Source organism: Microbulbifer maximicatervae (SeqCode) (assembly GCF_052467065.1).
In genome coordinates this window covers 2510434-2531978 of record NZ_CP174299.1, presented here as the reverse complement: position 1 = coordinate 2531978, position 21545 = coordinate 2510434, and the positions used below count along the sequence as shown (strand labels likewise).

The 21545-nt window shown below is 48.5% G+C and carries 18 protein-coding genes; 13 read left to right on the top strand and 5 right to left on the bottom strand.

Features of this window, described 5'->3' with window-relative positions:
* The first annotated feature begins 21 nt into the window (after nt 1-21).
* The 5 genes from rsxC to ACJJI1_RS11160 all read left to right on the top strand — a co-directional run bounded on the left by rsxC (nt 22) and on the right by ACJJI1_RS11160 (nt 5583).
* Nucleotides 22-2073, top strand: a complete 2052-nt coding sequence (gene rsxC, locus ACJJI1_RS11180; RefSeq protein ID WP_444959381.1) for an electron transport complex subunit RsxC — start codon at nt 22-24, stop codon at nt 2071-2073.
* Nucleotides 2073-3125, top strand: coding sequence for an RnfABCDGE type electron transport complex subunit D (locus ACJJI1_RS11175; protein WP_282934269.1), 1053 nt, complete (start codon nt 2073-2075; stop codon nt 3123-3125). Before rsxC ends, ACJJI1_RS11175 begins: the two co-directional genes overlap by 1 nt.
* Nucleotides 3125-3829, top strand: a complete 705-nt coding sequence (rsxG, locus tag ACJJI1_RS11170) for an electron transport complex subunit RsxG (RefSeq protein ID WP_444959328.1) — start codon at nt 3125-3127, stop codon at nt 3827-3829. The genes ACJJI1_RS11175 and rsxG overlap by 1 nt, the downstream gene beginning before the upstream one ends.
* Nucleotides 3829-4542 carry an electron transport complex subunit E gene (locus ACJJI1_RS11165; protein ID WP_282934271.1) on the top strand — a complete coding sequence of 238 codons (714 nt, stop codon included), beginning with the start codon at nt 3829-3831 and terminating at the stop codon, nt 4540-4542. Before rsxG ends, ACJJI1_RS11165 begins: the two co-directional genes overlap by 1 nt.
* Nucleotides 4543-4875: 333 nt before the next feature.
* On the top strand, nt 4876-5583 hold the full coding sequence (locus tag ACJJI1_RS11160) for a TetR/AcrR family transcriptional regulator (RefSeq protein WP_282934272.1): 708 nt from the start codon (nt 4876-4878) through the stop codon (nt 5581-5583).
* 101 nt (nt 5584-5684) lie between these two features.
* Here the strand turns inward: ACJJI1_RS11160 and ACJJI1_RS11155 are convergent, their stop codons facing one another.
* The gene (locus ACJJI1_RS11155) at nt 5685-6674 is read right to left on the bottom strand and encodes an SO2930 family diheme c-type cytochrome (RefSeq protein WP_444959327.1); all 990 of its coding nucleotides are present in this window, start codon (nt 6672-6674) and stop codon (nt 5685-5687) included.
* 160 nt (nt 6675-6834) lie between these two features.
* Entirely contained in the window at nt 6835-8130 is a 1296-nt protein-coding gene (locus tag ACJJI1_RS11150) for a parallel beta-helix domain-containing protein (RefSeq protein ID WP_444959326.1), read from the bottom strand.
* Between the two features lie 219 nt (nt 8131-8349).
* Between ACJJI1_RS11150 and ACJJI1_RS11145 the strand changes: the two genes are divergently transcribed.
* The gene (locus ACJJI1_RS11145) at nt 8350-8862 is read left to right on the top strand and encodes a hypothetical protein (RefSeq protein WP_413664381.1); all 513 of its coding nucleotides are present in this window, start codon (nt 8350-8352) and stop codon (nt 8860-8862) included.
* A gap of 2 nt (nt 8863-8864) precedes the next feature.
* On the opposite strand, the gene ACJJI1_RS11140 is transcribed toward ACJJI1_RS11145, so the two are convergent.
* The 3 genes from ACJJI1_RS11140 to ACJJI1_RS11130 all read right to left on the bottom strand — a co-directional run bounded on the left by ACJJI1_RS11140 (nt 8865) and on the right by ACJJI1_RS11130 (nt 11978).
* A complete protein-coding gene (locus ACJJI1_RS11140) occupies nt 8865-9800 on the bottom strand; it encodes an alpha/beta hydrolase (protein ID WP_413664380.1) in 936 nt (311 codons plus the stop codon).
* Between the two features lie 168 nt (nt 9801-9968).
* Nucleotides 9969-10571 (bottom strand): Yip1 family protein, encoded by a 603-nt coding sequence (locus tag ACJJI1_RS11135; protein WP_413664379.1) that lies wholly within the window; start codon nt 10569-10571, stop codon nt 9969-9971.
* 342 nt (nt 10572-10913) lie between these two features.
* Nucleotides 10914-11978, bottom strand: a complete 1065-nt coding sequence (locus ACJJI1_RS11130) for a branched-chain amino acid aminotransferase (RefSeq protein WP_413664378.1) — start codon at nt 11976-11978, stop codon at nt 10914-10916.
* Nucleotides 11979-12596: 618 nt separating this feature from the next.
* On the opposite strand from ACJJI1_RS11130, the gene ACJJI1_RS11125 reads away from it, so the two are divergent.
* The 7 genes from ACJJI1_RS11125 (at nt 12597) to ACJJI1_RS11095 (ending at nt 21531) form a co-directional block, all read left to right on the top strand.
* Nucleotides 12597-13895, top strand: coding sequence for a hypothetical protein (locus ACJJI1_RS11125; RefSeq protein ID WP_413664377.1), 1299 nt, complete (start codon nt 12597-12599; stop codon nt 13893-13895).
* 542 nt (nt 13896-14437) lie between these two features.
* The gene (locus ACJJI1_RS11120) at nt 14438-15232 is read left to right on the top strand and encodes a hypothetical protein (RefSeq protein ID WP_444906421.1); all 795 of its coding nucleotides are present in this window, start codon (nt 14438-14440) and stop codon (nt 15230-15232) included.
* 17 nt (nt 15233-15249) lie between these two features.
* Nucleotides 15250-16470, top strand: a complete 1221-nt coding sequence (locus tag ACJJI1_RS11115; protein WP_413664375.1) for a hypothetical protein — start codon at nt 15250-15252, stop codon at nt 16468-16470.
* Between the two features lie 102 nt (nt 16471-16572).
* A complete protein-coding gene (locus ACJJI1_RS11110) occupies nt 16573-18129 on the top strand; it encodes an ABC transporter permease (protein WP_444959325.1) in 1557 nt (518 codons plus the stop codon).
* 273 nt (nt 18130-18402) lie between these two features.
* Complete coding sequence (locus ACJJI1_RS11105) at nt 18403-20493, top strand: PEGA domain-containing protein (RefSeq protein WP_444959324.1); 2091 nt, start codon at nt 18403-18405, stop codon at nt 20491-20493.
* Nucleotides 20494-20502: 9 nt separating this feature from the next.
* Nucleotides 20503-20712, top strand: coding sequence for a hypothetical protein (locus ACJJI1_RS11100; RefSeq protein ID WP_413664372.1), 210 nt, complete (start codon nt 20503-20505; stop codon nt 20710-20712).
* 24 nt (nt 20713-20736) lie between these two features.
* The gene (locus ACJJI1_RS11095; protein WP_282934287.1) at nt 20737-21531 is read left to right on the top strand and encodes a MotA/TolQ/ExbB proton channel family protein; all 795 of its coding nucleotides are present in this window, start codon (nt 20737-20739) and stop codon (nt 21529-21531) included.
* Nucleotides 21532-21545: the final 14 nt, after the last annotated feature.

Sequence of the window (21545 nt, the reverse complement as noted above, 5' to 3'; positions counted from 1 at the left end):
GCAGCCCGCGAGGCACAACTGATTGCCAGTGAAAAAGCGCGCGAGCTACGCCCCAACGACTTCCCCGGCGGAGTGCACCCTCCCGAGAACAAACACCAGAGTACCGGTGAGCCTATAGGAGTGATCCCCCTCGCCGAGGACTTGATCGTACCACTGCTACAGCACTCCGGCACCACCGCCATACCGCTGGTGAACCTCGGTGATAAGGTATTAAAGGGGCAAAAGATTGCCGAAGCCGACGGTTTCATTAGCTGTCCAGTGCATGCTCCCAGCTCCGGCAGGGTTATGGCCATTGAACCCTATCCAGTGCCCCACCCTTCGGGTCTGCTGGAGGACTGCATTGTCATTCGCACAGACGGCGACGATGCCTGGTGCGATCTCACCCCCTGCGAAGATTACCTTCAGGTTTCACCGATAGAGCTTCTGGACAAGATCCGCGACTGCGGTATTGCCGGCATGGGCGGTGCAGGGTTTCCAACCGCTGTGAAGCTAGACCCTCACGGCGGCGCCGAAATTGATACTTTGATTATCAATGGCACAGAGTGTGAACCCTATATCACTGCCGACGATATGCTAATGCGGGAGCGTGCCGACGAAATTATCGCCGGCGTGGAAATTCTTGCCCATATCCTCGATCAGCCCGAACGAGTATTAATTGGTATTGAAGACAATAAGCCCAAAGCTATCCGCGCGATGCGCAAAGCCGTTGAAGGCACCCGTTTCGATATCGTGGTATTCCCCACAAAGTATCCGTCCGGCGGCGAAAAACAGCTGATCCAAATCCTTACCGGCCGAGAAGTGCCCAACAAAGGGCTACCGGCCAATGTGGGGATTGTATGCCAAAATGTCGGCACTGCTCGCGCGGTATATCGCGCGATTCGGATTGGCGAACCCCTGATCAGCCGAGTGACGACTGTTGTCGGCAAAGCGCTGGAGCAGCAGCGCAATATCGATGTACCTATCGGTACTCCCATAGAACATATCCTCAAATATCACGGTGTCCATCGGGGCCTGATGCAAAAAGTGATCATCGGCGGTCCGATGATGGGTTATACGATTGACGATCAACGCGCCCCAGTCGTAAAAACCACCAACTGCCTGCTGGTACCGACCCGTGAGGAGCTACCGCCAGCACCGGTGGCCCAAGCTTGTATTCGCTGCGGTTTTTGCGCAGAGGCATGCCCGGCTTCCCTGCTACCGCAACAACTCTATTGGTATGCCCGCGCCGACGAACGGGAGAAGCTACAGGCCTATAACCTGTTTGACTGTATCGAGTGCGGTGCCTGCTCTTACGTCTGCCCCAGTACGATTCCCCTGGTTCAGTACTACCGCGCTGCCAAAGGTGCAATTCGCACTGCTGAAGCGGAAAAAGAAAAGTCCGATCGCGCACGCGATCGTTTCGAATTCCGCAAGTTGCGCCTTGAAAAAGCTGAAAAAGAGAAAGAAGCGAAACGCGAAGCCCGGCGCAAAGCCGCTGAACAAGCTCGCCAGCAAAGGGAACAAAACCCTGAATCTCCGACTGCCAAAGCTGAGAAGCAGGAAGCAGATGTTGTTGCCGCCGCCCTGGCGCGAGTTAAGTCCCGCCAGGAGGACCCCAAGCAGCTTTTAGCCCGCGCCCAGCGTACTTTCTCCAGTGCCGAGAGCCGGGTGGAACGCATACGCAATAAACTGGAAGCTGCCGATGAGAGCCAGCGCGACCAATTGGCAGCGCAACTCAAAGCTGCTGAAGTTAAATTGCAGGAAGCACAACACAAGTTGACCCTTGCCGAACGACGCGCCGATAGGGATACCACCCGGGAGCCCAACCAGGAAGAAACCAATGCAGCTGTGCGGGCAATTACCAGAGCCCGTGCCTCCGCTGAGGCGCGGGCCCAGATGAGTGACGCCGACAGACTTGCTGCAGATATCGAAGCACTGCGCAAGCGCGTCGCCAAAGCTGAGACTCGCCTGCAAAAGGCTCGGGATGAAGATGATGCCAATCTGGGCGCATTCGAAAGTGCCCTGGAGAAGCTACAAAAGAAACTGGAAGACAAAATGCGCGAACAACAAGCAGCACAGGACGGAAAGCAATAATGTCTCTGATGCGCGCCACCTCCCCTCACGCCCGTTCCGGCAATGACACCACCAAAGTCATGCTACAAGTCGCCGCGGCCACCATACCCGGTGTGCTGGCGATGGTGATTTATTTCGGTATCGGGGTGCTGATCAATATTGCCCTGTGCACAATCACAGCGCTTCTGTGTGAAGCAGCGGTAATGAGATTACGCGGCAGGCCGGCAGCATTCTATCTGCGGGATTGCAGTGCTTTTGTAACTGCACTGCTGCTCGGTATCGCGCTTCCAGCCTACTGTGCCTGGTGGCTGCCGATAGTGGGCACTGCGGTGGCAATTGTCCTGGCCAAGCATCTTTATGGCGGCATGGGCTACAACCCATTTAACCCCGCAATGGTGGGCTATGTTGTCCTGCTGATTAGTTTCCCGGTAGATATGACCCGCTGGGTGGGAGCTGCAGAGGTTATCGGCGGGACACCCAGCCTGGAAGAAGCCTTCTCTCTGGTAATCGGTAGCTACAATGTCGATGGTTTTACCCGCGCTACACCACTGGAAATCGTGCGGTTAAATGAGTCAGTGCTTCTCTCCCAGCTCTATGAAATGGAGCCGGTCCTCAATAAAGGCACATTTGCTGGAGTCGGTTGGGAAACCGTCAGCTTCGGATTCCTGTTAGGTGGGCTGTTCTTATTATTTCGCGGCATTATTACCTGGCATGCACCGGTTGCCATGCTCGCCACCCTCACTCTGATTTCCCTGTTTTTCTACGACAGCGGCAGTTCCTTGTCAGAGGGATCTCCCGTACTGCATTTATTTTCTGGGGCCACCATGTTTGGGGCCTTCTTTATTATTACCGACCCTGTCAGCGGTGCCACCAGTAACCGGGGCCGCCTGATTTTTGGGGCCGGTGTGGGGCTGCTCACTTATGTAATCCGGGCCTGGGGCACTTACCCCGATGCGGTGGCTTTTGCTGTATTGCTGATGAACTTTGCAACACCAACCATTGATAACTACACGCTTCCACGGACCTATGGGCACAAGGGCTCCCGCCGCGCTACCGACCTGGAGGAGAGCTGATGCTTAAACAGTCAATGGCCTCCAATGCCGCCGTTCTCACTCTTATCGCCCTGGTCACTGCAGGTACACTCGCAGTGACCCAAATTACGACTAAAGAACCGATTGAGAGAGCTATCCGGGAAGCTTCGGCGAAAGCACTACTGGAAATTATCCCATTGGAACGCCACAGTAATGACATGTTGGTAGACACCTATCCAATTCCAAAACCTTACTGGAATCAGCTAGGCCTGCAACAAGGTGGAGATATCAATCTCGCGCGGGAAGAGGACCGAAAAGTCTCTGCGGTCATTGTGCCCGCAGTCACACCGGATGGATATTCCGGCCCGATAAAAATACTCGTTGGTGTGAATCGAGATGGCACTATTGCTGGCGTCAGGGTAACAAGCCACACAGAAACTCCGGGGCTGGGCGATAAAGTCGAGCTGAAAAAAAGTAACTGGGTGCTCCAGTTTGACGGCCTGTCACTAAAAAATCCGCCCTCAGCCGATTGGAAAGTACAAAAGGATGGCGGTGTTTTTGATGAATTTACTGGCGCAACAATTACTCCTCGCGCTGTCGTCAATGAAGTACACCAGGTGCTTGAGTTTGTAGCCCAGCACCACGAACAAATATTTAATGCGCCAATGTCCAAGCGAGCAGTAGAGATTGAGAACTCTGAAATCGACTCGGAACAAGTACCTGCGGCGGTTGAGGAGCAGAACTGATGGCAACTCCCGGCTACACAGAAATCGCCCAAAATGGGCTGTGGAAAAATAACCCCGCCCTGGTGCAATTGCTTGGCCTCTGTCCCCTGCTAGCGGTCACCGGTTCCGTAGTGAACGGCATCGGCCTCGGCTTGGCCACTACCGGAGTTCTCACCTGCTCAAACCTTGCGGTCTCCCTGATCCGACGACAAATTCCGGATACTGTCCGTTTACCAGCCTCCGTTATGATCATCGCCACCTTCGTTACCTGCGTTGAGCTATTGATGAAGGCTTATACCTACGAGCTTTACTTGGTACTAGGTATTTTTATCCCGCTAATCGTAACCAACTGCGCGATCCTCGGGCGAGCAGATGCTTTTGCCAGTAAAAACCCCGTGCTTCCGTCCCTGGCAGATGGATTTATGATGGGTATAGGTTTCACTGCAGTACTCATCGCCATTGGCGCAGTCAGAGAAATTCTTGGCCAAGGCACGCTATTTTCAGATATGGACTTGTTATTTGGTTCAATGGCAAAAGATTGGGGTATTTCAATTTTTGGCAGTGACTATCCAGGCGTTCTTGTTGCCGTGCTTCCTCCCGGTGCATTCCTTGTCGCCGGCTTATTGATCGCAGCAAAAAACGCCATTGATATCGGTATTGAGAGACATAAAAGCCAGAAAGTTAAGATCATTCCAGGCTCAAAGCGCGTACGTGTTACCGGAAAAATCTCTTAAGATAAGCAGCAGCTAACCAATTTAATTCTGCAATTGAATGGCTATTTATCCTGCCAATCGATTGCAGAACTTAATTTTTTCACCAAAAGCCAAAATGTGAACCCCCTCACTAATCTGTATCTTGCGGATTTTTCATCTTTCACTTTTTCAGTATGATGAGATACATCATCAAATCCCCACTTTTTTACATTAATTGCGCTGTACCAGTGCAATATTCGTGTAATCGAATGTAATAGCATTATTCCCTTTTTTTAATTTTGTTTGGCTAGAATGGCACGGCCGACCAGCTTCACCTTGCTATCGGCGCCAACGCAATAAGACAGGGATAATGCTATGACTGTAGACACTGGAAAGTCTGAATTGGTCTACCACGGCCGCCGGGCCCAACGCGCAGATAGCCGTCTGCGGCGCAAGGCGATTCTAGAGGCCACCCTGAGACTGATCGTTAAAGAAGGTATCCGCGGCATCAGGCACCGTGCAGTCGCCCGCGAAGCTAACGTTCCTCTCGCGGCTACTACTTATTATTTCAAAGACCTGAATGACCTGATCAGCGATTCATTTACTTATTTTGTTGAGCAGGGACTCGAGGCTACACGCCAACTGCATGAAGAGAGTTTTAGTGCGGCACGGAATTTATCCGCACAAGAGCGGGCGTCACATAGCAGTCGTAAACTGCTGATTCAACAATTGACCCGTTTTATTCTTACTCATGTCCGCACCCAGGCTGAAGACCGGGATCGCAGATTGGTTGAACTGGCATTCCGCAATGAAGCGCTTCGCAATGAGCAGCTGACCCGCGCAGTGCGGATGGCCAATCACGCCAGAGAGTCAATGATTAAGGAATTCTTCCAATTACTGGGTCTAGCGGATTCTGAAGCGGCTGCACAAATTGCTCACGGTACGATCCTGAACCTTGAGTATGAAATTTTGAGTGGTGCTATTGCAATCGACTCACCGCTGTTGGAACGCACCGTCACCTTGATGATCAACGGATTAATTCCAGCGGCAACAGTTGTTGCTGAAACTGCAGCATACGGCTGAATCTTTCTGAATTACTCGTCTCCAGGAAACGGGTATGGAGTTGTCCCCTCCATACCCAATTCCTCTTCATATAGCTCTTTCCAGATAGCTTCCAATAAAGATTAAGTGCAGCTTCCCGGTAGGGAACTTACCCACTGCTTTAGTAATTCAACGCCCTCTGTATGCACCATGCTTCTACCTAATTCAGGCATCATGGCCCCAGGCGCGGTAGACTCTACACGAAAATTCAAAATAGAATTTTCAGGCTCTCCCGGTACTATTGCAAATAAATGCCCCCCACTGCCTGTACCCGCAGCAATAGGCGGTTTACATAGCCCAAGTTTGCGCCAATCAGTTTCGCCATGATGCAACATAAGCCCTGAGGTGTCTGCCGGCCCAGTGGGATTGTGGCAGTGGCCACAATTAATATCCAAATAAGCCCTGGCGCGGTCTTCCAGCGACACAGTTGCATCGTAAATATTGGCATTTCTCGGCAAACTTTTCAGATCAGGCAGCCCACGTAAATAGCCAGCCTTCTGCCAAAACAGCAATTGATTCTCTACTCCGCTACCATAGGGATAGTCTTTATTCAGATGTCGAGCTTTAGGGCCGAGAGGAGAAATGGCTTTTTCAGTAAACTTTTCTGCATGGCAACCAGCACATTGATTGGCGTCAGGTACTACATAACTAAGGTTTTCCTGCTGTCCGTTCAGGCTAACCAACTGAAAATTTTTCACATCACCAGCAATCTCAAGAGTTGCCTCAGTCTGCTCTTTATTCCAGACATAGGGCAGCGCCTGCCAATTTTCCTGCCTGCGGATTAAAAGCCGCGTCTCAACGAGACGGACTCGATTTAAATCAAGTGCCTGCCCAAAGCGCCCCTCAACATAATCCGCAGAAAAGTCATCGGTACGGCGAACTACACCACTACTCTCCTGTGGATAGTAAAATGTCTTGCTTAAGATAGTTCCGACAGGGTAATTAAACTGTTCTTCTCCGTAGGCTGCAAAAGCCCCCTCAGGCAGCCAGACGGTCCTGAACTTATGAGCATAATCGGTAAATAACCCCGTATTCAAATCATAGGGTAATGCTCTTTCTGCAGGAAAGAGCACACCTTTCTCCATCCTCAGTAAATTCCATGCACTGAGTTTTTCGGGCACCTCTTCTGCTGGGAATAAATGAACATCCTTTTTGTATGATTCACACCCCGCAAGGCCAATCAATAATATAAGGCTCCAAATAGAGTAGACAAGCTTCCTACTTATTTGATTATTATTCTTCATTAGTTACCTCTATCACTGCCAAATGGTCTTCATTTTCTAGCTTTGAATCAAAGTCTAAAACTACTTTGGCAAGCTTTTCCAAATGACACTGATGAGGTGCTATATCCGTGGATATATTCTTATACTCATTTCCAAAATCTATGTTGAGAATTCCTGCAGGTTCGTTATCAATACATAACTTTAATGCCTCAGGTATTTGACCATCCACCAGTTTACTTTGATCAACAACCCCATCCCAAAGAATATCCGGCAATGTACCTGAGATTCCAAACATAGCTAGCTTCAGAGCTTTTAACTTAAGATGATCTGGCGATGTACCACCCCCAGAAAAGTTATTGGCATAGATATAGATCCCCTCTGGGTATGGGTCAAAATCAGCCTGCGTAGACTTATCACTATAGTATCCAGCCGTAAAATAGCTGCTGATCAATATGTTAGCGGTATCATTATCAGAAATATCATTTTCAAAAATCTCCACCCGATCATTCGAGTTAATAACCACCCCAGATCCTGCTGGCACGGCAGCAACCGGCGTGCCCTCATGACCAAAATTTCCAGTATTATTATTCTTTATCTGGTTATTGTAGATACGTGTACTGTGCCCTGGCTGCGGAAGATTAGGCATATTAAAAACAAGAATTCCCCCAGTGTTATTCACAGCAATATTGTTGTAAACATCTGCACCGATCGTATTCTCTACCTCAATACCCGCCACATTAAATTCTGCACGGCTATTGCGAACAATAACATTCCGCGACTGACCGACATAAATTCCGGCATCTGAAGCACCAATAGCTACCACACCATCGATTAAAGTATTTTCAGTCTGTACAGGATAAATACCATAGGCACCATTTTGGGTAGACGGGCCATTGGTCCATTCAACACGAACATCCCTGATGATAATGTTTTTGCCCTCATTAATTTTCAGGGCATCGCCTATGGTATCCTCAATAGCCAACCCCTCAATAATAAAGTTACTGGCATTAACTAATATCCCCTCAGCACCCTGAATTTGCCCCTCAAAGGAGAGGACAGATTTATCCATGCCAGCTCCACGTAGCGTTACCCCATCAATATTCAGGGATAAACTACGATTAATATGGAATTTACCCTCAGGAATAGTAATAACATCCCCGGTCTTTGCAGATATCAGTTTTTTTAATAGTTGCTTTTGAAAATTAACCTTACTGGAACTGTCCTCAACTCTGGATTCAGGCCGTTCAGAACATCCAACGGATACTATTAAAGCCAGAATTACTCCCATATACGCTAAAGTCTTCATAGCCACACCTTTTATATAAATTATTGTCAATTGAGCTACTCAAACCTCAAATTGGTACTCATGTACCAATTTAAAGGTGAAAACAGGACTAAATACACACTTTGATACTATCCAACCAACACCTCGTTATCAAGGCGCTATTATTAATACAGAAGACAACCCTAGAAATTCATTTAAGCGCCATACTCCCAAAAACAAAAACCACTTATTGAAATCAAGATGGCCAGCACTTCAATTAAAAAATGTCAGTTTTTGTATTTTCTTATTTACGTATTCTGCTCACTTGACGCTGCTGCCGAAATGATAGCGATACAGATCACTGCTCCTAATGGATCAAACCTCTACACAGAACAACCTATCGATAAAAGTGCAGATATCAAAGGAAGCGAGCCTATCTATATCAAAATATCATCAACTCAATATCAAGCAATAAAGTGCAAAGGCCCGTGGGGCGCTACAAAGTACAAAAAATGGATGACGGAGGGGCCTGGTTTCAAGCTCTACCAAAGTGATAAGCAGCTGCTCATTCAGGTTGTTGAACACCGAGTAATTAGCGCTGACATGTCCATTAACTCCATGAGCATACATTGCATGGACGCAGAACCTAAACAAGTTATTAAATCAATAGCGGAGATAGTTATCGAAAGATCAATAAATTCAGAAGAAATACTAGAGTTTGATAATGGGTATAAATTATCTTACCAGTACTCAATTACAAAAGGAAAGCCGTAAGTTTAGTCATTCAGGAAACTATTCATGCCAGCATAAACTTTTGCGCACTCCCCTTTCACCAAGTCTTCAAGAATCAAAAATGGATGAATCATATCGGAAAAGTGAACATTTTCAGATCTAACACCCACCTCTTCCACTTTCCGGTAGTAAATATCCCCAGTATCCCGGTGCGGGCAAAACTCTACGGTAAAAACCAAGGTTTCAGGAAGAGCTGCCGTAAAATCCATAAAAAGAGGGGATGCTTTTTTTCTACACTGCCCCTCAGCAAAATATTGCCCCAAGTACCAAATTGATTTTCGTGCCTCTAAAAAATAGCCTACCGCATTCTCTTCATGGGACCGTAAATGCATGGTGTAATCGAGAACCGGATAAATTAAAACCTGCTTTTTAATCTTAACGCTGTAGTCAAATTGAGCCAGGTGAGACATTGTGGCGGCCAGAGCGCCACCTGCAGAATCCCCAGCGACAGACAAACTCTGTTGATAATATAGGCCCAATCTATCCAGTGCCGCCCAAACCCCAATAACTGCAGCATAGCAATCTGTTACTGCGCTCGGATAGCGATTCTCAGGGGCCAACCGGTACTCAGGCGCAACAACAATATGTCGAGTCTCCCGGGCAATCTTTCTGCAAATCGGGTCAAATGAATAAACGTTTCCAGCTACATGACCACCGCCATGAAAATAGACAAGAACAGGTAGAACCTCATCGGGATAGGGGACAAAGACTCTTACTGGTACATCGTATCCAGAGGCATAGATAATGCCATCTCGTACCGAGGCAACATCTGGAATATCGGTCACATACTTATCTATAAACTTTGTGGTCGATTCCCGAACATTGATGGGGTTGAACTCAAAGCCCTTCGAGTAGAGCTCTTTCATAGAGCTGTTGAATTCTTCAAGAAACCCCGAAAGGCGGTCATTTACTTTACGCATTGTCGTTACAGCCAGGATAGAAGAGACTTCGCCGTACCCGTGAATATGAGCCATTCACCGGGTACGACGTCGATAGCTTGTATCCCCACCACAACAACAGCCCTAAATCTCCTGGCGAAAATGCCTGAAACGACATTTCATCTAGTGATAGCTAGGAGCCCAAACTACTCAAGAGGAGTAAAAGACCGGTGCGGATACATAGCTCCAGAATAGAACTGTAGCAACCATAACAATGACTGCCATGACGAGTGACACCGTAATAATTGCACTGGCAAAAAGGAAGCCACGCTCTTCAGAAACACCCATCACTATAGGAATTCCCAAATAAAGCAGATAGACGGCGTAAGCAACCGCCAGAGTTGCGAGCAGTATGTCCAGCCACAACACAGGGTAAATCCCTGCAATACCCACAATAAAAATAGGCGTGGCAGTGAAACCCGCTACAACAACGCCTTTAAGGGGGTGAGTTTCAGCTCCGTAAGTCTTTGCCATCCAATGGATAAAATAACCAATAGCAGTAACAGCCAAAACCATTGTGCAATAAAATACGGCGACCAATTCCAAAGCACTTTGTCCCGTAATTCTCACCGGGGCACCAGTGCCAATCGTCCAGCCAACTTGTGTCGTGCCAAAATACCAAGCAGCTGCAGGAAGTAATGCCAGAACGATGACATAAGGAACCTGTCTACGCAGATTACGTTCAGAGAGACTGCCAATAAGCTGCCACTGTCTACGTGGTTGCAGCATAAGGCCAAGCATATGGGTCAACATCTCGTTATCCTCGACTGTGCAAGGAACTATAAGCGAGACCTATTAGCTCAAATTGATCTTGGAACTGCTTGTCAAAATGAGGTGTACCGCAATCAGGCCAATCTCAAGCTCCAATTTATTTCTTATTTAACCCCTTCACTTTTAGGTGTTAAGGTCGCACAAGTCAACAAACTCAATTAAATTGGCGGGAATGTTTACGCGAGCGTTTCGCTTGGAAACAAGTAAATAGAAAATACTGCTACAAAAAAACCCGCGAAGGATAAAGCAGGATTTATGGTGGGGAAAAGCGGGTTACTAGACCCAGGCAGCCTTGGAAACTGCCCGGGTACGAAGATTTAGTACTTAAACTACAGGCTCAACAGAGTGCATCCACCCGTAAGCATCCTCAGAACGCCCCTCCTGAATATCCAGCAGTGCTTGTCGCAAACGCTCTGCAACAGGACCTGGGGCATCGGCTAGTTCGTACTCCCTATCGCCATCACCGATTACGCTGATAGGACTGATTATTGCAGCAGTACCACAAGCAAAAGCTTCGCTACAGTCTCCAGAAGCTACCTGCTCTAACAGTTCATCAATGGGGATCGCCCGCTCAACAACCTTGTACCCCAATCCCTCCGCAAGCTGGATCAGAGAATATCGGGTAATGCCTTCGAGAATTGAGCCGTTCAACGCTGGGGTATATATAGCGCCATCAATGACCGCAAAAAAATTCATCCCTGACAGCTCATCGATACTCTGCCGGTTAGAGGGGCTCAACCAAAGCGACTGATCATAACCTCGCTCTTTAAGGCGGCCGATACTAAGTAGAGAACTGGCATAATTTCCGCCAACTTTAGCATCCCCAGTTCCCCCTACTGCAGCTCGAGCATCTTCTCTCTCAACCCACAAACGCATATTGCCGGAATGGTAGGCTTCCGAGGGACTAGCTATTACATAAAATTCATAGGCATTACTGGCTGAAACCGTTAGGTCCGGCTGGGTTCCCATTAGGAAAGGACGCAGGTACAGGGACTCACCGCTGTTGCTCGGGAGCAGGCCAGCGCAGTAAGCAGTCACAACACGAACGCCATCCAGGAACAGGGACTCAGGAACCGGAGGCATACATAAGCGCTTAGCTGAATATGCCATTCGTGCAGCATTCATTTCGGGCCTGAACAGTGCAGCTCCCCCCTCGGAAGTTCGATAGGCCTTCATTCCTTCAAAGCATGACTGCGCGTAGTGAAGTACCTTAGCAGCAGGGTCGACGGTCAGAGGCGCATAGGGGATCAACTCTCCACTACTCCAGCAACCATCCTGCCAAATGGCGCGAAACATTACTGGGGCCATGGCGGTTCCAAAGCCCAGCTTCTCGGGTGCTTCATAGCCCCGAAGGCTTACCGCGATCTCTGGATCGATATAGATACTCACTGAGCTCTCCTCTGAATTCGAATCAGCTGATTATGGCGCTTGTTACGCTGCAATCCAAATAGATCAACCTCTGATACAGCAACAGCAGTAATCTAACCCCAAATTCAGCATACTTGTTAGGACGATGATCCACCTATTTAGCTTCCGCCATCCTGATGTGGCACCAGCGCCAACCAAGCCACTCGCTACACTTCGCTGCCAAGTCGCGATATCGGACGTAATCAACAAATTTTTGGCATCTACTTACAGTCCCTCACCCCTAATTTGCACTCCCAACTGCTAAACCAAAAGGGTGGTCACAGGCATGCTGGCGCAATGGGCATTAAGTGGCTGAAGTACCCGCCGCAGCTTCCTTCTTGGCACATAGTGCTAGCTATACTGACTAATACGCGGCCAGGCAGGCATTTATAAGCATCCAGTCGCGCCGTCACTGTGAGCTTGAGGATACCCCCTCAATGCGCTCAGGGTCGAGAGAACCACATTCAGGAGAGAACTTCCGCCGTATTCGCTGTTGCAGTGGGCGAGCGGAAATAAGACCCGAAAACTGACAGGTGCAGGTTCCAACCTCAGCTGTTTGGTATTCGGTGAAGCCAAATATGAAACGGAAGTGGTTCAATCGTGACACAGATAGATACCAGCAATTCCTTTGCTATCGGCTTGATGTTTACAGCCACAGCACTGCTGTGTAATGGCGCCCTGGCCGACGATGGCGCACCTGTGGCAGTCCAAACTAATGCACCTCCAAAAGCCTTTATTGAAGCCGCCTCGAAACCACTCAAGAAAACACCTCGACAGCTAAGGCCCTCCGAGGCTGTAGAAAATTACCGTGAACGTATAGAGGAGCTCGAAGCCCAATATGGTGCTTATGGCGCCGGTATTGATGAACAGCTTTTGGGGCTGGCCACCGCATTACAGAAAGCTGGCGATCATGAGCAGGCTGTCACTGAATTTCGTCGTGCAATGCTGATTAGCAGAGTCAATGAGGGGCTCTATTCCCTAAGCCAAATCCCTATGATCAAGCGCTTGATCGAGAGTCAAATAGCGCTCAATCAGTGGGAAGAAGCTAACGACAACCAGCAGTACCTCTACTGGCTCTACCAGAAAAATTACGGCGAAAAAGACCCCCGTATGCTGCCAGTAATCAACAACTTGAGTCGTTGGCATTTACAGGCTTATGTGGAGGAAAAAGGGGACACGCTATTTGAGCATCTAATTAGTGCAACCAATCTTTACAGTTTGGCGGTAGATATTATTACAAAAAACTTTGGCTCCACCGACCTTCGCCTTGTTGATGCCCTGCGCGGATTAAAAGCAACTAACTATTATCTGGCCACCTATAAGGGTGAACCCAACTCTCCAGTTTTTGTTAACGCCAGCTTTGGTGGTAGTGGCCCCGACTCACATCAGCGAACCAAATTAGATCACTACCGGATGAAGAGTTTTAACACCGGGAAAAAAGCCATTACCCGTATCGTTGATGTCTACCAAAGAAACCCCAAGTCCCCCCCGGCAGCCTCAGCCAAAGCCAAAGTTGAACTCGGCGACTGGTACATGATGTTTAACAAGTGGCACTCCGCACGCCAAACCTACGGCGAGGCCTACAAGGCACTTTGGGATAACGGTGCCTCTAACGATGAAATTGAGGACATATTTGGACGGCCTGTGGCTTTACCCGCGCTCCCCGTTTTGGAGTCGGACAGCAAAGCCCTAGCCAATTCCCGGATTACGGTCTCCTATGATGTCACGGCTTTTGGCAAGGCGAGGAATATAAAAATACTCAGGGCTTACCCTTCAGATAAAGTGAAGATCCGCTCAAAAGTTAGAAACATTCTAAAACGCGCCAAATTCAGACCAAGGTTTGAAGATGGAGAGGCGGTGGAAACCCGCGGAATTGTGCAACGCTTTATATTCGACTGAGAAACCTATCACCACTGACACCAGCTCGATGTGGAATCTACGCAAATAATCAAATAACAACTATTTTTAAAGTTCCACATTGAGCATTTGCTAGTACCGGAAAAACACTTCATGTGTCTCACGCGGTCACACCGGCAAACAGTCTAGGAGAGAAAGAGATGACACCTCGAGCAGCGGTAGAAAAAATTCACCGCCACAGCTGTTTGTCAAATGTACTGGTACCAATTGCTTTGGCGGCGATCTTAACCGGTGGGTGCAAGAGCCAACAAACTCAGTCACAGCCACCAGCAATGCCATCTTTACCATCTTCCAGTTCATCTTCCAGTTCTGCATCGCAATCACAATCGCAATCGCAATCTAGTAGCAGCAGTAGTTCGCAAAGATCTGGCCAATCAACGGCTTCAAGCAGTGGGCAGCCTAGTAGCAGCTCTTCCAGCCAGCCCAGTGCGAATATGCCTACAGCAAGATCAGAACAGAGCCAGTCCTCCAGTAGTGGAAGTAGCGGATCAGAGTCGAGGGATCAAAGTTCACCTGGGGATCAAATGCCGGACCCAAACGGTTCAAATGATCCATCGTCACCAATTTATACGGATCCCGAACAAACCAGCCAAAATGGAGAGAAACCTACTGATCCTTCGTCTGGTGAAGATGGAACGCCTCCCGAAGAAATTGATTTTTCTGAGGAGGAGCAATCATCCTCGTCTTCCAGCGCATCATCTAGTAGTAGCTCAGCTTCTAGCAGCAGCTCATCCAGTAGTAGCTCAGCGGCCAGCGGCGCGCCTGCCAGCAGTTCAGCTTCTGGGCAACCCGGCGGTGGTTCGCCACGTTCCGGAAGTGCCCCCAATGAAGCTCCCACTTCATCGGCAGATCGCGTTGCAGAACTTGAGGGCCAGTTTGAATCCACTATGGTCAGCTATGACGGCATGATTTTGCGGGAGCGTGACTTTGTAAGAAACAGACCGGGGTCAGCCTCCGATGAAAATAAAGAAGAGGCGATGGATGAGGCACCACCAGCAGGGGAATCCCTAGAAGACTTAATTCAATCTGCAGAAGCCGAAATTCCACCTCCCCCCAATGCAGGCCCAACATCAGGTAACGGCCCCAAAAATAATAACTCCAGTGGACAAATAACCGGTCCCGGACTGCCCGCCTCTGGACGTAAAGGTGATTTTAATCACGGTGGTTCACAGGCAGTTGTGCCTGCCGATATACCCAGTGGTACAGATGATGACGTCGTAGCTCGACAGATTCGTGAAGCTGCCACACGCGAGACTGACCCCGAATTGCGCGAAAAGCTTTGGGAAGAGTATCGCAAGTATAAAAGTGCAACGCAGTAGTCTTGGAGAACGCCGATATGTCGACCAACCAAAAAACCCGACCGGTTAAGTATCAGTTCATAACAAGAGTCGCAGCATTTTTACTAACTCTTGTTGTTATCAATGGTTGTACCACTACCGAAGTCAGAACTACCGCATTTACTCCGCTAACAATCGAAGATAACAATGTTCCCGAAGAGAGACTGCTGGATGTCGGCGTTATTCAATTCAATCCAGGTCTCGATACAGCACAAGCAGATGAAGATGAGCTTGTTTTTCCCGAGCTTCGTCAAGCTGAATCCCGCTATATGGCTGTCACCCTTGCCGATTCATTGCAGTCCAGCCTGGGGTGGGGAGCTGTAAGGGTTATTCCATCGAGCCGCACCAATATTGATGTGACCGTATCCGGGCGTATTTTGCAATCTGATGGAGAAAAGCTGACGGTGGAAATCACCGTATCCGATTCCCGGGGGCAGTTGTGGTTTACCAAGCAGTATTCAGAGAACGCATCCCACTATGCCTACGACCGAAAGCACCCTACTGAAGGAGATGCTTTTCAGGGAATCTATAACCGTATTGCTAACGATATGCTGAATTACCGACAAAAGCTTTCAAATCAGCAAATCGTAGAGCTGCGCACAATTTCTGAGATGCGGTTTGCACGGGATTTTTCTCCCCAGGCATTCAATCGCTATTTAACTCAAAGTGCTGAGGGTGTCTATTTTTTAAGTGCTTTACCCGCAGAGAATGACCCCATGTTACAGAGGGTAAGAAAAATACGGGAAAGAGATTATCTGTTTGTCGACACTCTGCAGGAGTACTACGGCACCTTCGCCAAAAGTATGGAAGTTCCCTATCAGGAATGGCGAGCCCGCAGCTATGAAGAAGTAAGGGAGATGCGAGAGTTAAAGCGCAAAGCCCGCAATCACACAATTATGGGAGCAGCAGCCATTATTGGAGGTATTGCAGCTGCTGGCGCTGGTACTGGAAGCGCCCAGGCAGCTGGGCAGGTTGGGATCGGTGCCGGGGGCTATCTTGTTAAAAGTGCATTTGACCGAAAATCCGATGCCAAGATGCATTTGGAAGCTCTGCAAGAATTAGGAGACTCCATCGAGGCAGAGGTAGAACCGCAAATTGTTGAGCTGGAAGATCGCACTATTACCCTCACAGGTACTGTAGAAAATCAGTATCGGCAATGGCGGGAAATTCTAAAGGAAATCTATGAAGCCGAAACTGGCGCAGTCAGTAACAGCATTTAAATCACGTTAGAGGTACCCAAAAAGCACGCTAATCATTGTGATTAGTTATTACTGAATACCCAACATCTTCACTGGGTCATTGAATAACACGGCGGAATCACTATGCAGCACCGCGATAACTCCAAGGAAGATACAGTTCATATAGAGCCCGCAGAATTCACATTCGGCGGAGAGGAAAGCTCTAAATCCCCTAAGTCAACGACTGCCAACGCTATTCATCAACGGGAGCAAAGGTCCTACTGGCCCGCCGTTCTTGGGGTGATAATGGTAAGCGCACTGGTCGGTGTATTTTGGGGGCTTCCTCAAGTTGTAAAACCACCAAAGCGTTCAGCCGATACAATTGTCTCCGTACAGCCTGGAAACAGCGCAGCTGTAGAGAGCAACCAAAAATCTCCTTATAGCGATGCAGAAATAATGCAGCAGCGCAGGGAGGTTCAAAAGGTTCTCCAGGAAATTCTTGAAATCAAAGAAGAGCTCAAAGATCGAAAGGTAGAAGTATGGGCTTTTGAAGAATTCTACTCTGCTGAAGACCTGGCTCTAAAAGCTGATGAAATTTATCGCAAACGCAATTTTATGGCAGCGCTCGAAAAATACCGGGAATCACTCCAGGCATTAGAGTACCTGAAAGATAGTATTCCCGAGCGCATTGAGACGCATATTAGTGAAGGTAATCGAGCTCTGAGTCAGGGAGATAAGGATTCCGCCAGCGATGCTTTCAAGATGGTATTAACCATATCCAATAACCATCCCAGAGGCCTTAAGGGTATTGAGCGAGCCGACAAACTCCCCCTCGCTTGGTGGTACTTAACTCAAGGAACAAAGGCATTTAAACAGGCCAAATTGGATTTGGCTCAGGAACAGCTCAAGAAATCTCTCGCGATCGACTCAGAAACAGCCGATGCTCAGGATCTATTAGCAAAGGTTGAGGGTGCAATTACAGAAAGGGATTATCAAAGCGCGATGTCATCTGGCTACGGTGCAATTGCCGAAGAAAAATTTGAATCGGCAAAATCCTATTTTCATCGAGCAAAGAACTTAAAGCCAACAGCAAAAGCCCCCGATATCGGCTTAGCACAAGCACAAAATGAAGCTGACAGAGTGCAGATAGAAAAACTCCTCCAACAAGCCCGCATGGAAGAAACCAAGGAAGAATGGCACAGAGCCCTAAAAAGTTATACAGATCTGGTCAAGAAGGACTCTAGCCTGGTGGACGCAATAACAGGCAAGGCTAGAGCTGCTGCCAGAGCAAAGCTGGATGACCAGTTAAAAGACTTAATTCAAGATCCATTAACCCTTGGCGAAGGTAAAAGGAACTATTTTGCCCGACAAGTACTAACAGACGCTCGCAAACTCAATACTAAAACCCCAAGGCTGCAAAGACAAATTGAAGACCTTGAAAATGCCCTGACACAAGCCCTGATCCCCTTACCGGTTAAATTCAAGTCGGATCGAACCACCAGTGTCACCATTTACCATGTAGGGAAATTAGGTAATTTTGACCAGAGGGAAATCGCGCTGAAACCTGGGCGCTATATCGCCATTGGTACCAGAGAAGGTTACCGGGACGTTCGCCAAGAGTTTGTTGTAAAACCAGGTAAGCCCACAACGGAAGTTGTTATCCAATGTGCCGAAAGGATAAACGGTGCCAATAATAGTTAAATGAGAGAACCCAGACAGCAGCATAAACTCTAAAAATAAGATTTTCCGTAATGAGCTGCGATGACAACAGACACTTCGTTGAGCTGAGCGAAACGAGGTGTTCTGTGACAAACACCCTATAAATCCCCATGCAGATTACGCCAGCAAGCTAAGCTTTCTGCAGATAGAAAATTGTGTACCCACCTTTGGTCAGGCTGACTGAGCATAAAGCGATGCGTGCCAAACCAATGCCATTGCGAAAAATCTATAAGTACCAGCAATAGGGAAACATAAATGACAGTGAAGGAAGCAGTACCTGTCCAGGATGAAAAGCCGCCAGTTCAGGAACAAAGCCTGATTGAGCCAGTTGGATTCACCCCGGTACAAATAAAATCTACCCGCGTGCGACTCTTTCTTTCTAAGCGAGCATTGATTGTCGCAGGTTGCCTTTTACTCGCTATTTTTGCACTCAGCTATCTGATTATGGCGCGGTCATTAATCTTTGATACCAACCCGGTTGATGCCCGCATCAAGGTCAGTGGGTTCGCCATCCCTCTGGGCGATGGCCATTTGGTTTTACCTGGTAATTATCAATTCACGATCAGTGCCGACGGCTACTTACCCCAGAGCGGCGAAGTCGAAGTAAAACGTGACGGACACAGTCGCCACTCTGTTTCCCTGGAAAAACTTCCAGGCCACCTACAGGTTAAAACAACGCCCCCTGTACCAGTAAAAATCCTTATTAATGGACGGGAAGTACCCAATAGAAATGGTCTTGTGGAAGCGATCAACGCAGGTCCTATGCGTGTGACTGTCCTATCAGACCGGTACTTGCCGTTCACCCGTGAAATCAATGTTGAGGGGCTAGACAATACCCACACACTGGAGGCCGCGCTTCGACCGGCCTGGGCCAATATCACCGTCAGCAGCAACCCTCCCGGGGCCACGGTCACGGTTGAAGGAAAAGTTCTCGGCAGAACACCACTGACCACCGAATTAGTTCAGGGCGACAGAACCGTGTCCATTTCACTGCCGGAACATAAAACTGTCGATATTCCTGTCGCTGTTACAGCCGGTGTCGATCAAACGCTAGCAACCGTCAGCCTGGGACCCGCTGATGGACTTTTACGCGTTGTTACCACCCCAGAGGGAGCGGGAGTGACAGTCAACGGAGAGTTTCGCGGTCATACCCCACTGGAACTGGAATTGGCCTCCGGCCACAGGCATAGACTTCGCTTCTTCAAGGATGGCTACGCCTCTATTGAGCACACTGTTGACCTCGGTGCTGGCACACAGCGTGACCTGAATATAAACCTAAATGCTGTGTACGGCAGGGTACACGTCAGTAGCGTCCCTCCAGATGCGGAAGTTTACATTGATGGTCAATACGCCGGGAACAGTGGACAAACTTTTAACCTACCAGCTCGCAGCCATAACATTGTCGTACGCAAACAGGGCTACCAGGAATTTGACACTCGTGTCATTCCCAGCACCAAACTGGAGCAAACTGTCAGAGCGGTACTGCTTACATCCGAACAAGCGCGCTGGAGAGAAACCCCCTCAACTTTGCGTCACGCAGCTGGCGGCACCATGAAGCTCATGCGCCCCAACGCCGTATTTACCATGGGATCATCCCGACGAGAACAGGGGCGGCGGGCAAATGAGGTTATGCGTCAAGTATCTCTAAATCGGCCTTTCTATATTGGGACCACTGAAGTTACCAACCGGGAATATCGGCGTTTCAAGCGCCTACACACCTCAAGCCATGTAAATGGTGTCAGTCTCGACAATGACAATCTGCCAGTTGTAAATGTCAGTTGGGTAGAGGCAGTGCTATTTTGCAATTGGCTCAGTGAAAGAGACGGTCTCACACCGGTCTATTTGACGGAAGCCGGACGTGTTGTGGGCTTTGATGGCGCAGCCAACGGTTATCGTTTACCGACTGAAGCCGAATGGGCCTGGGTTGCACGATACGATCAAGGCACCATGAAAAAATTCCCTTGGGGAAATGAGCTACCAATAAAGAACAATTCCGGAAACTACGCAGATACTACTGCCACAAAACTAGTTCCTGCAGTCCTTCGCACCTACAGTGATCGTTACGCAGCTACCTCACCGGTAGGTAGCTACAGTCCTAATGCTTTTGGTATTTATGACTTAGGTGGAAATGTCTCTGAATGGATTCACGATCTATACACGATAGGGACCGGGTTATCCCGACGTATCGAAGAAAACCCTGTCGGTCCGGAGGATGGGGACTTCCATGTAATCCGTGGTTCCAGTTGGCGTCATTCGGGTTTGACTGAATTACGCCTCTCCTACCGTGATTACGGAGAGTCCGCTCGTAATGATATTGGCTTCCGCCTTGCCCGCTGGGTGAATTAGGAGACTAGTGTGAAATTTTTATTACTTACCTTACTGCTTCTATTTATCAACTTCGCGTACGCAGAAGATGAAAACAAGCCGGAAGAGAACCAACAAACAGCGGCAGTAATTCCAAAGAAAGAAGCACCAATAACTAGGAATAAAAGTAATTCAGATGACTATAAGGCCTCGGAAGAAATCTCCGAAGACTTATCGGTTTCCTTTCCCGTAGATATATAGAAATAGCCTCTAGCGAGTATCGCCATGAAATTTAAATCATCAGATTTTGTCTTCCAGGTCTTTGCTCTTCTGGGGTCTATTATTTTGGTCCACGCGATTTATGTCGCCATTATTCGCCCTAATGCAGATGCGCTAATTGAGGAGCAACTGGCGAGGGAGGCCGCTGGGGAAACCTACGTTCAACAACGCTCTATCTACATTGTGATGCGCGACTATGAGCAAGAGGCCTGCTTTGTTCTGATGTTGTGGGCAATGGCCATTATGGGACTAAAGGCACAGAGAAGCATTCGCGAACGAAAATTACTGGACAAAGCTCTACTTAATATCAGCGAGGGAACTCCTATTCTTCCCGAGGATACCCGTGATTTATCCCGCCCGATACAAGCCCTTCCTGAAGAGGAACGACGATATTTAGTTCCCAGGGCACTACTCACCGCCCTGCAGAGATTCGGTTCTACCAAGAATGTCGCCGCCGTTTCCAACTCTGTAAAAGAGGTTTGCGAAACTGAGGGAGACAGACTCGACTCTGAACTGGCAATGGTTCGCTATATTACCTGGGCTATTCCATCTATCGGATTTATTGGCACGGTACGAGGTATCGGCGAAGCATTATCACAGGCGCATCGAGCCGTAGAGGGGGATATAGCTGGCGTGACGGTAAGTCTGGGGGTCGCGTTTAACTCTACCTTTATCGCCCTGGTAATTAGTATCGTCATTATGTTTTTCACTCACCAGCTACAACTCATGCAGGAGCGCCTGGTGTTGGATACACAAAGTTACTGTGACAACCGCTTACTGCGTTTTCTGAAAATCAGCTAGCGGTTTTACCTGAA

Bases quoted from the DNA above. Each gene is read 5' to 3' on its own strand.
- ACJJI1_RS11175 (WP_282934269.1), top strand. From the start codon at position 2,073: ATGTCTCTGATGCGCGCCACCTCCCCTCACGCCCGTTCCGGCAATGAC.
- rsxG (WP_444959328.1), top strand. From the start codon at position 3,125: ATGCTTAAACAGTCAATGGCCTCCAATGCCGCCGTTCTCACTCTTATC.
- ACJJI1_RS11165 (WP_282934271.1), top strand. From the start codon at position 3,829: ATGGCAACTCCCGGCTACACAGAAATCGCCCAAAATGGGCTGTGGAAA.
- ACJJI1_RS11160 (WP_282934272.1), top strand. From the start codon at position 4,876: ATGACTGTAGACACTGGAAAGTCTGAATTGGTCTACCACGGCCGCCGG.
- ACJJI1_RS11150 (WP_444959326.1), bottom strand. From the start codon at position 8,130: ATGAAGACTTTAGCGTATATGGGAGTAATTCTGGCTTTAATAGTATCC.
- ACJJI1_RS11145 (WP_413664381.1), top strand. From the start codon at position 8,350: ATGGCCAGCACTTCAATTAAAAAATGTCAGTTTTTGTATTTTCTTATT.
- ACJJI1_RS11140 (WP_413664380.1), bottom strand. From the start codon at position 9,800: ATGCGTAAAGTAAATGACCGCCTTTCGGGGTTTCTTGAAGAATTCAAC.
- ACJJI1_RS11135 (WP_413664379.1), bottom strand. From the start codon at position 10,571: ATGTTGACCCATATGCTTGGCCTTATGCTGCAACCACGTAGACAGTGG.
- ACJJI1_RS11120 (WP_444906421.1), top strand. From the start codon at position 14,438: ATGCCGGACCCAAACGGTTCAAATGATCCATCGTCACCAATTTATACG.
- ACJJI1_RS11115 (WP_413664375.1), top strand. From the start codon at position 15,250: ATGTCGACCAACCAAAAAACCCGACCGGTTAAGTATCAGTTCATAACA.
- ACJJI1_RS11110 (WP_444959325.1), top strand. From the start codon at position 16,573: ATGCAGCACCGCGATAACTCCAAGGAAGATACAGTTCATATAGAGCCC.
- ACJJI1_RS11105 (WP_444959324.1), top strand. From the start codon at position 18,403: ATGACAGTGAAGGAAGCAGTACCTGTCCAGGATGAAAAGCCGCCAGTT.
- ACJJI1_RS11095 (WP_282934287.1), top strand. From the start codon at position 20,737: ATGAAATTTAAATCATCAGATTTTGTCTTCCAGGTCTTTGCTCTTCTG.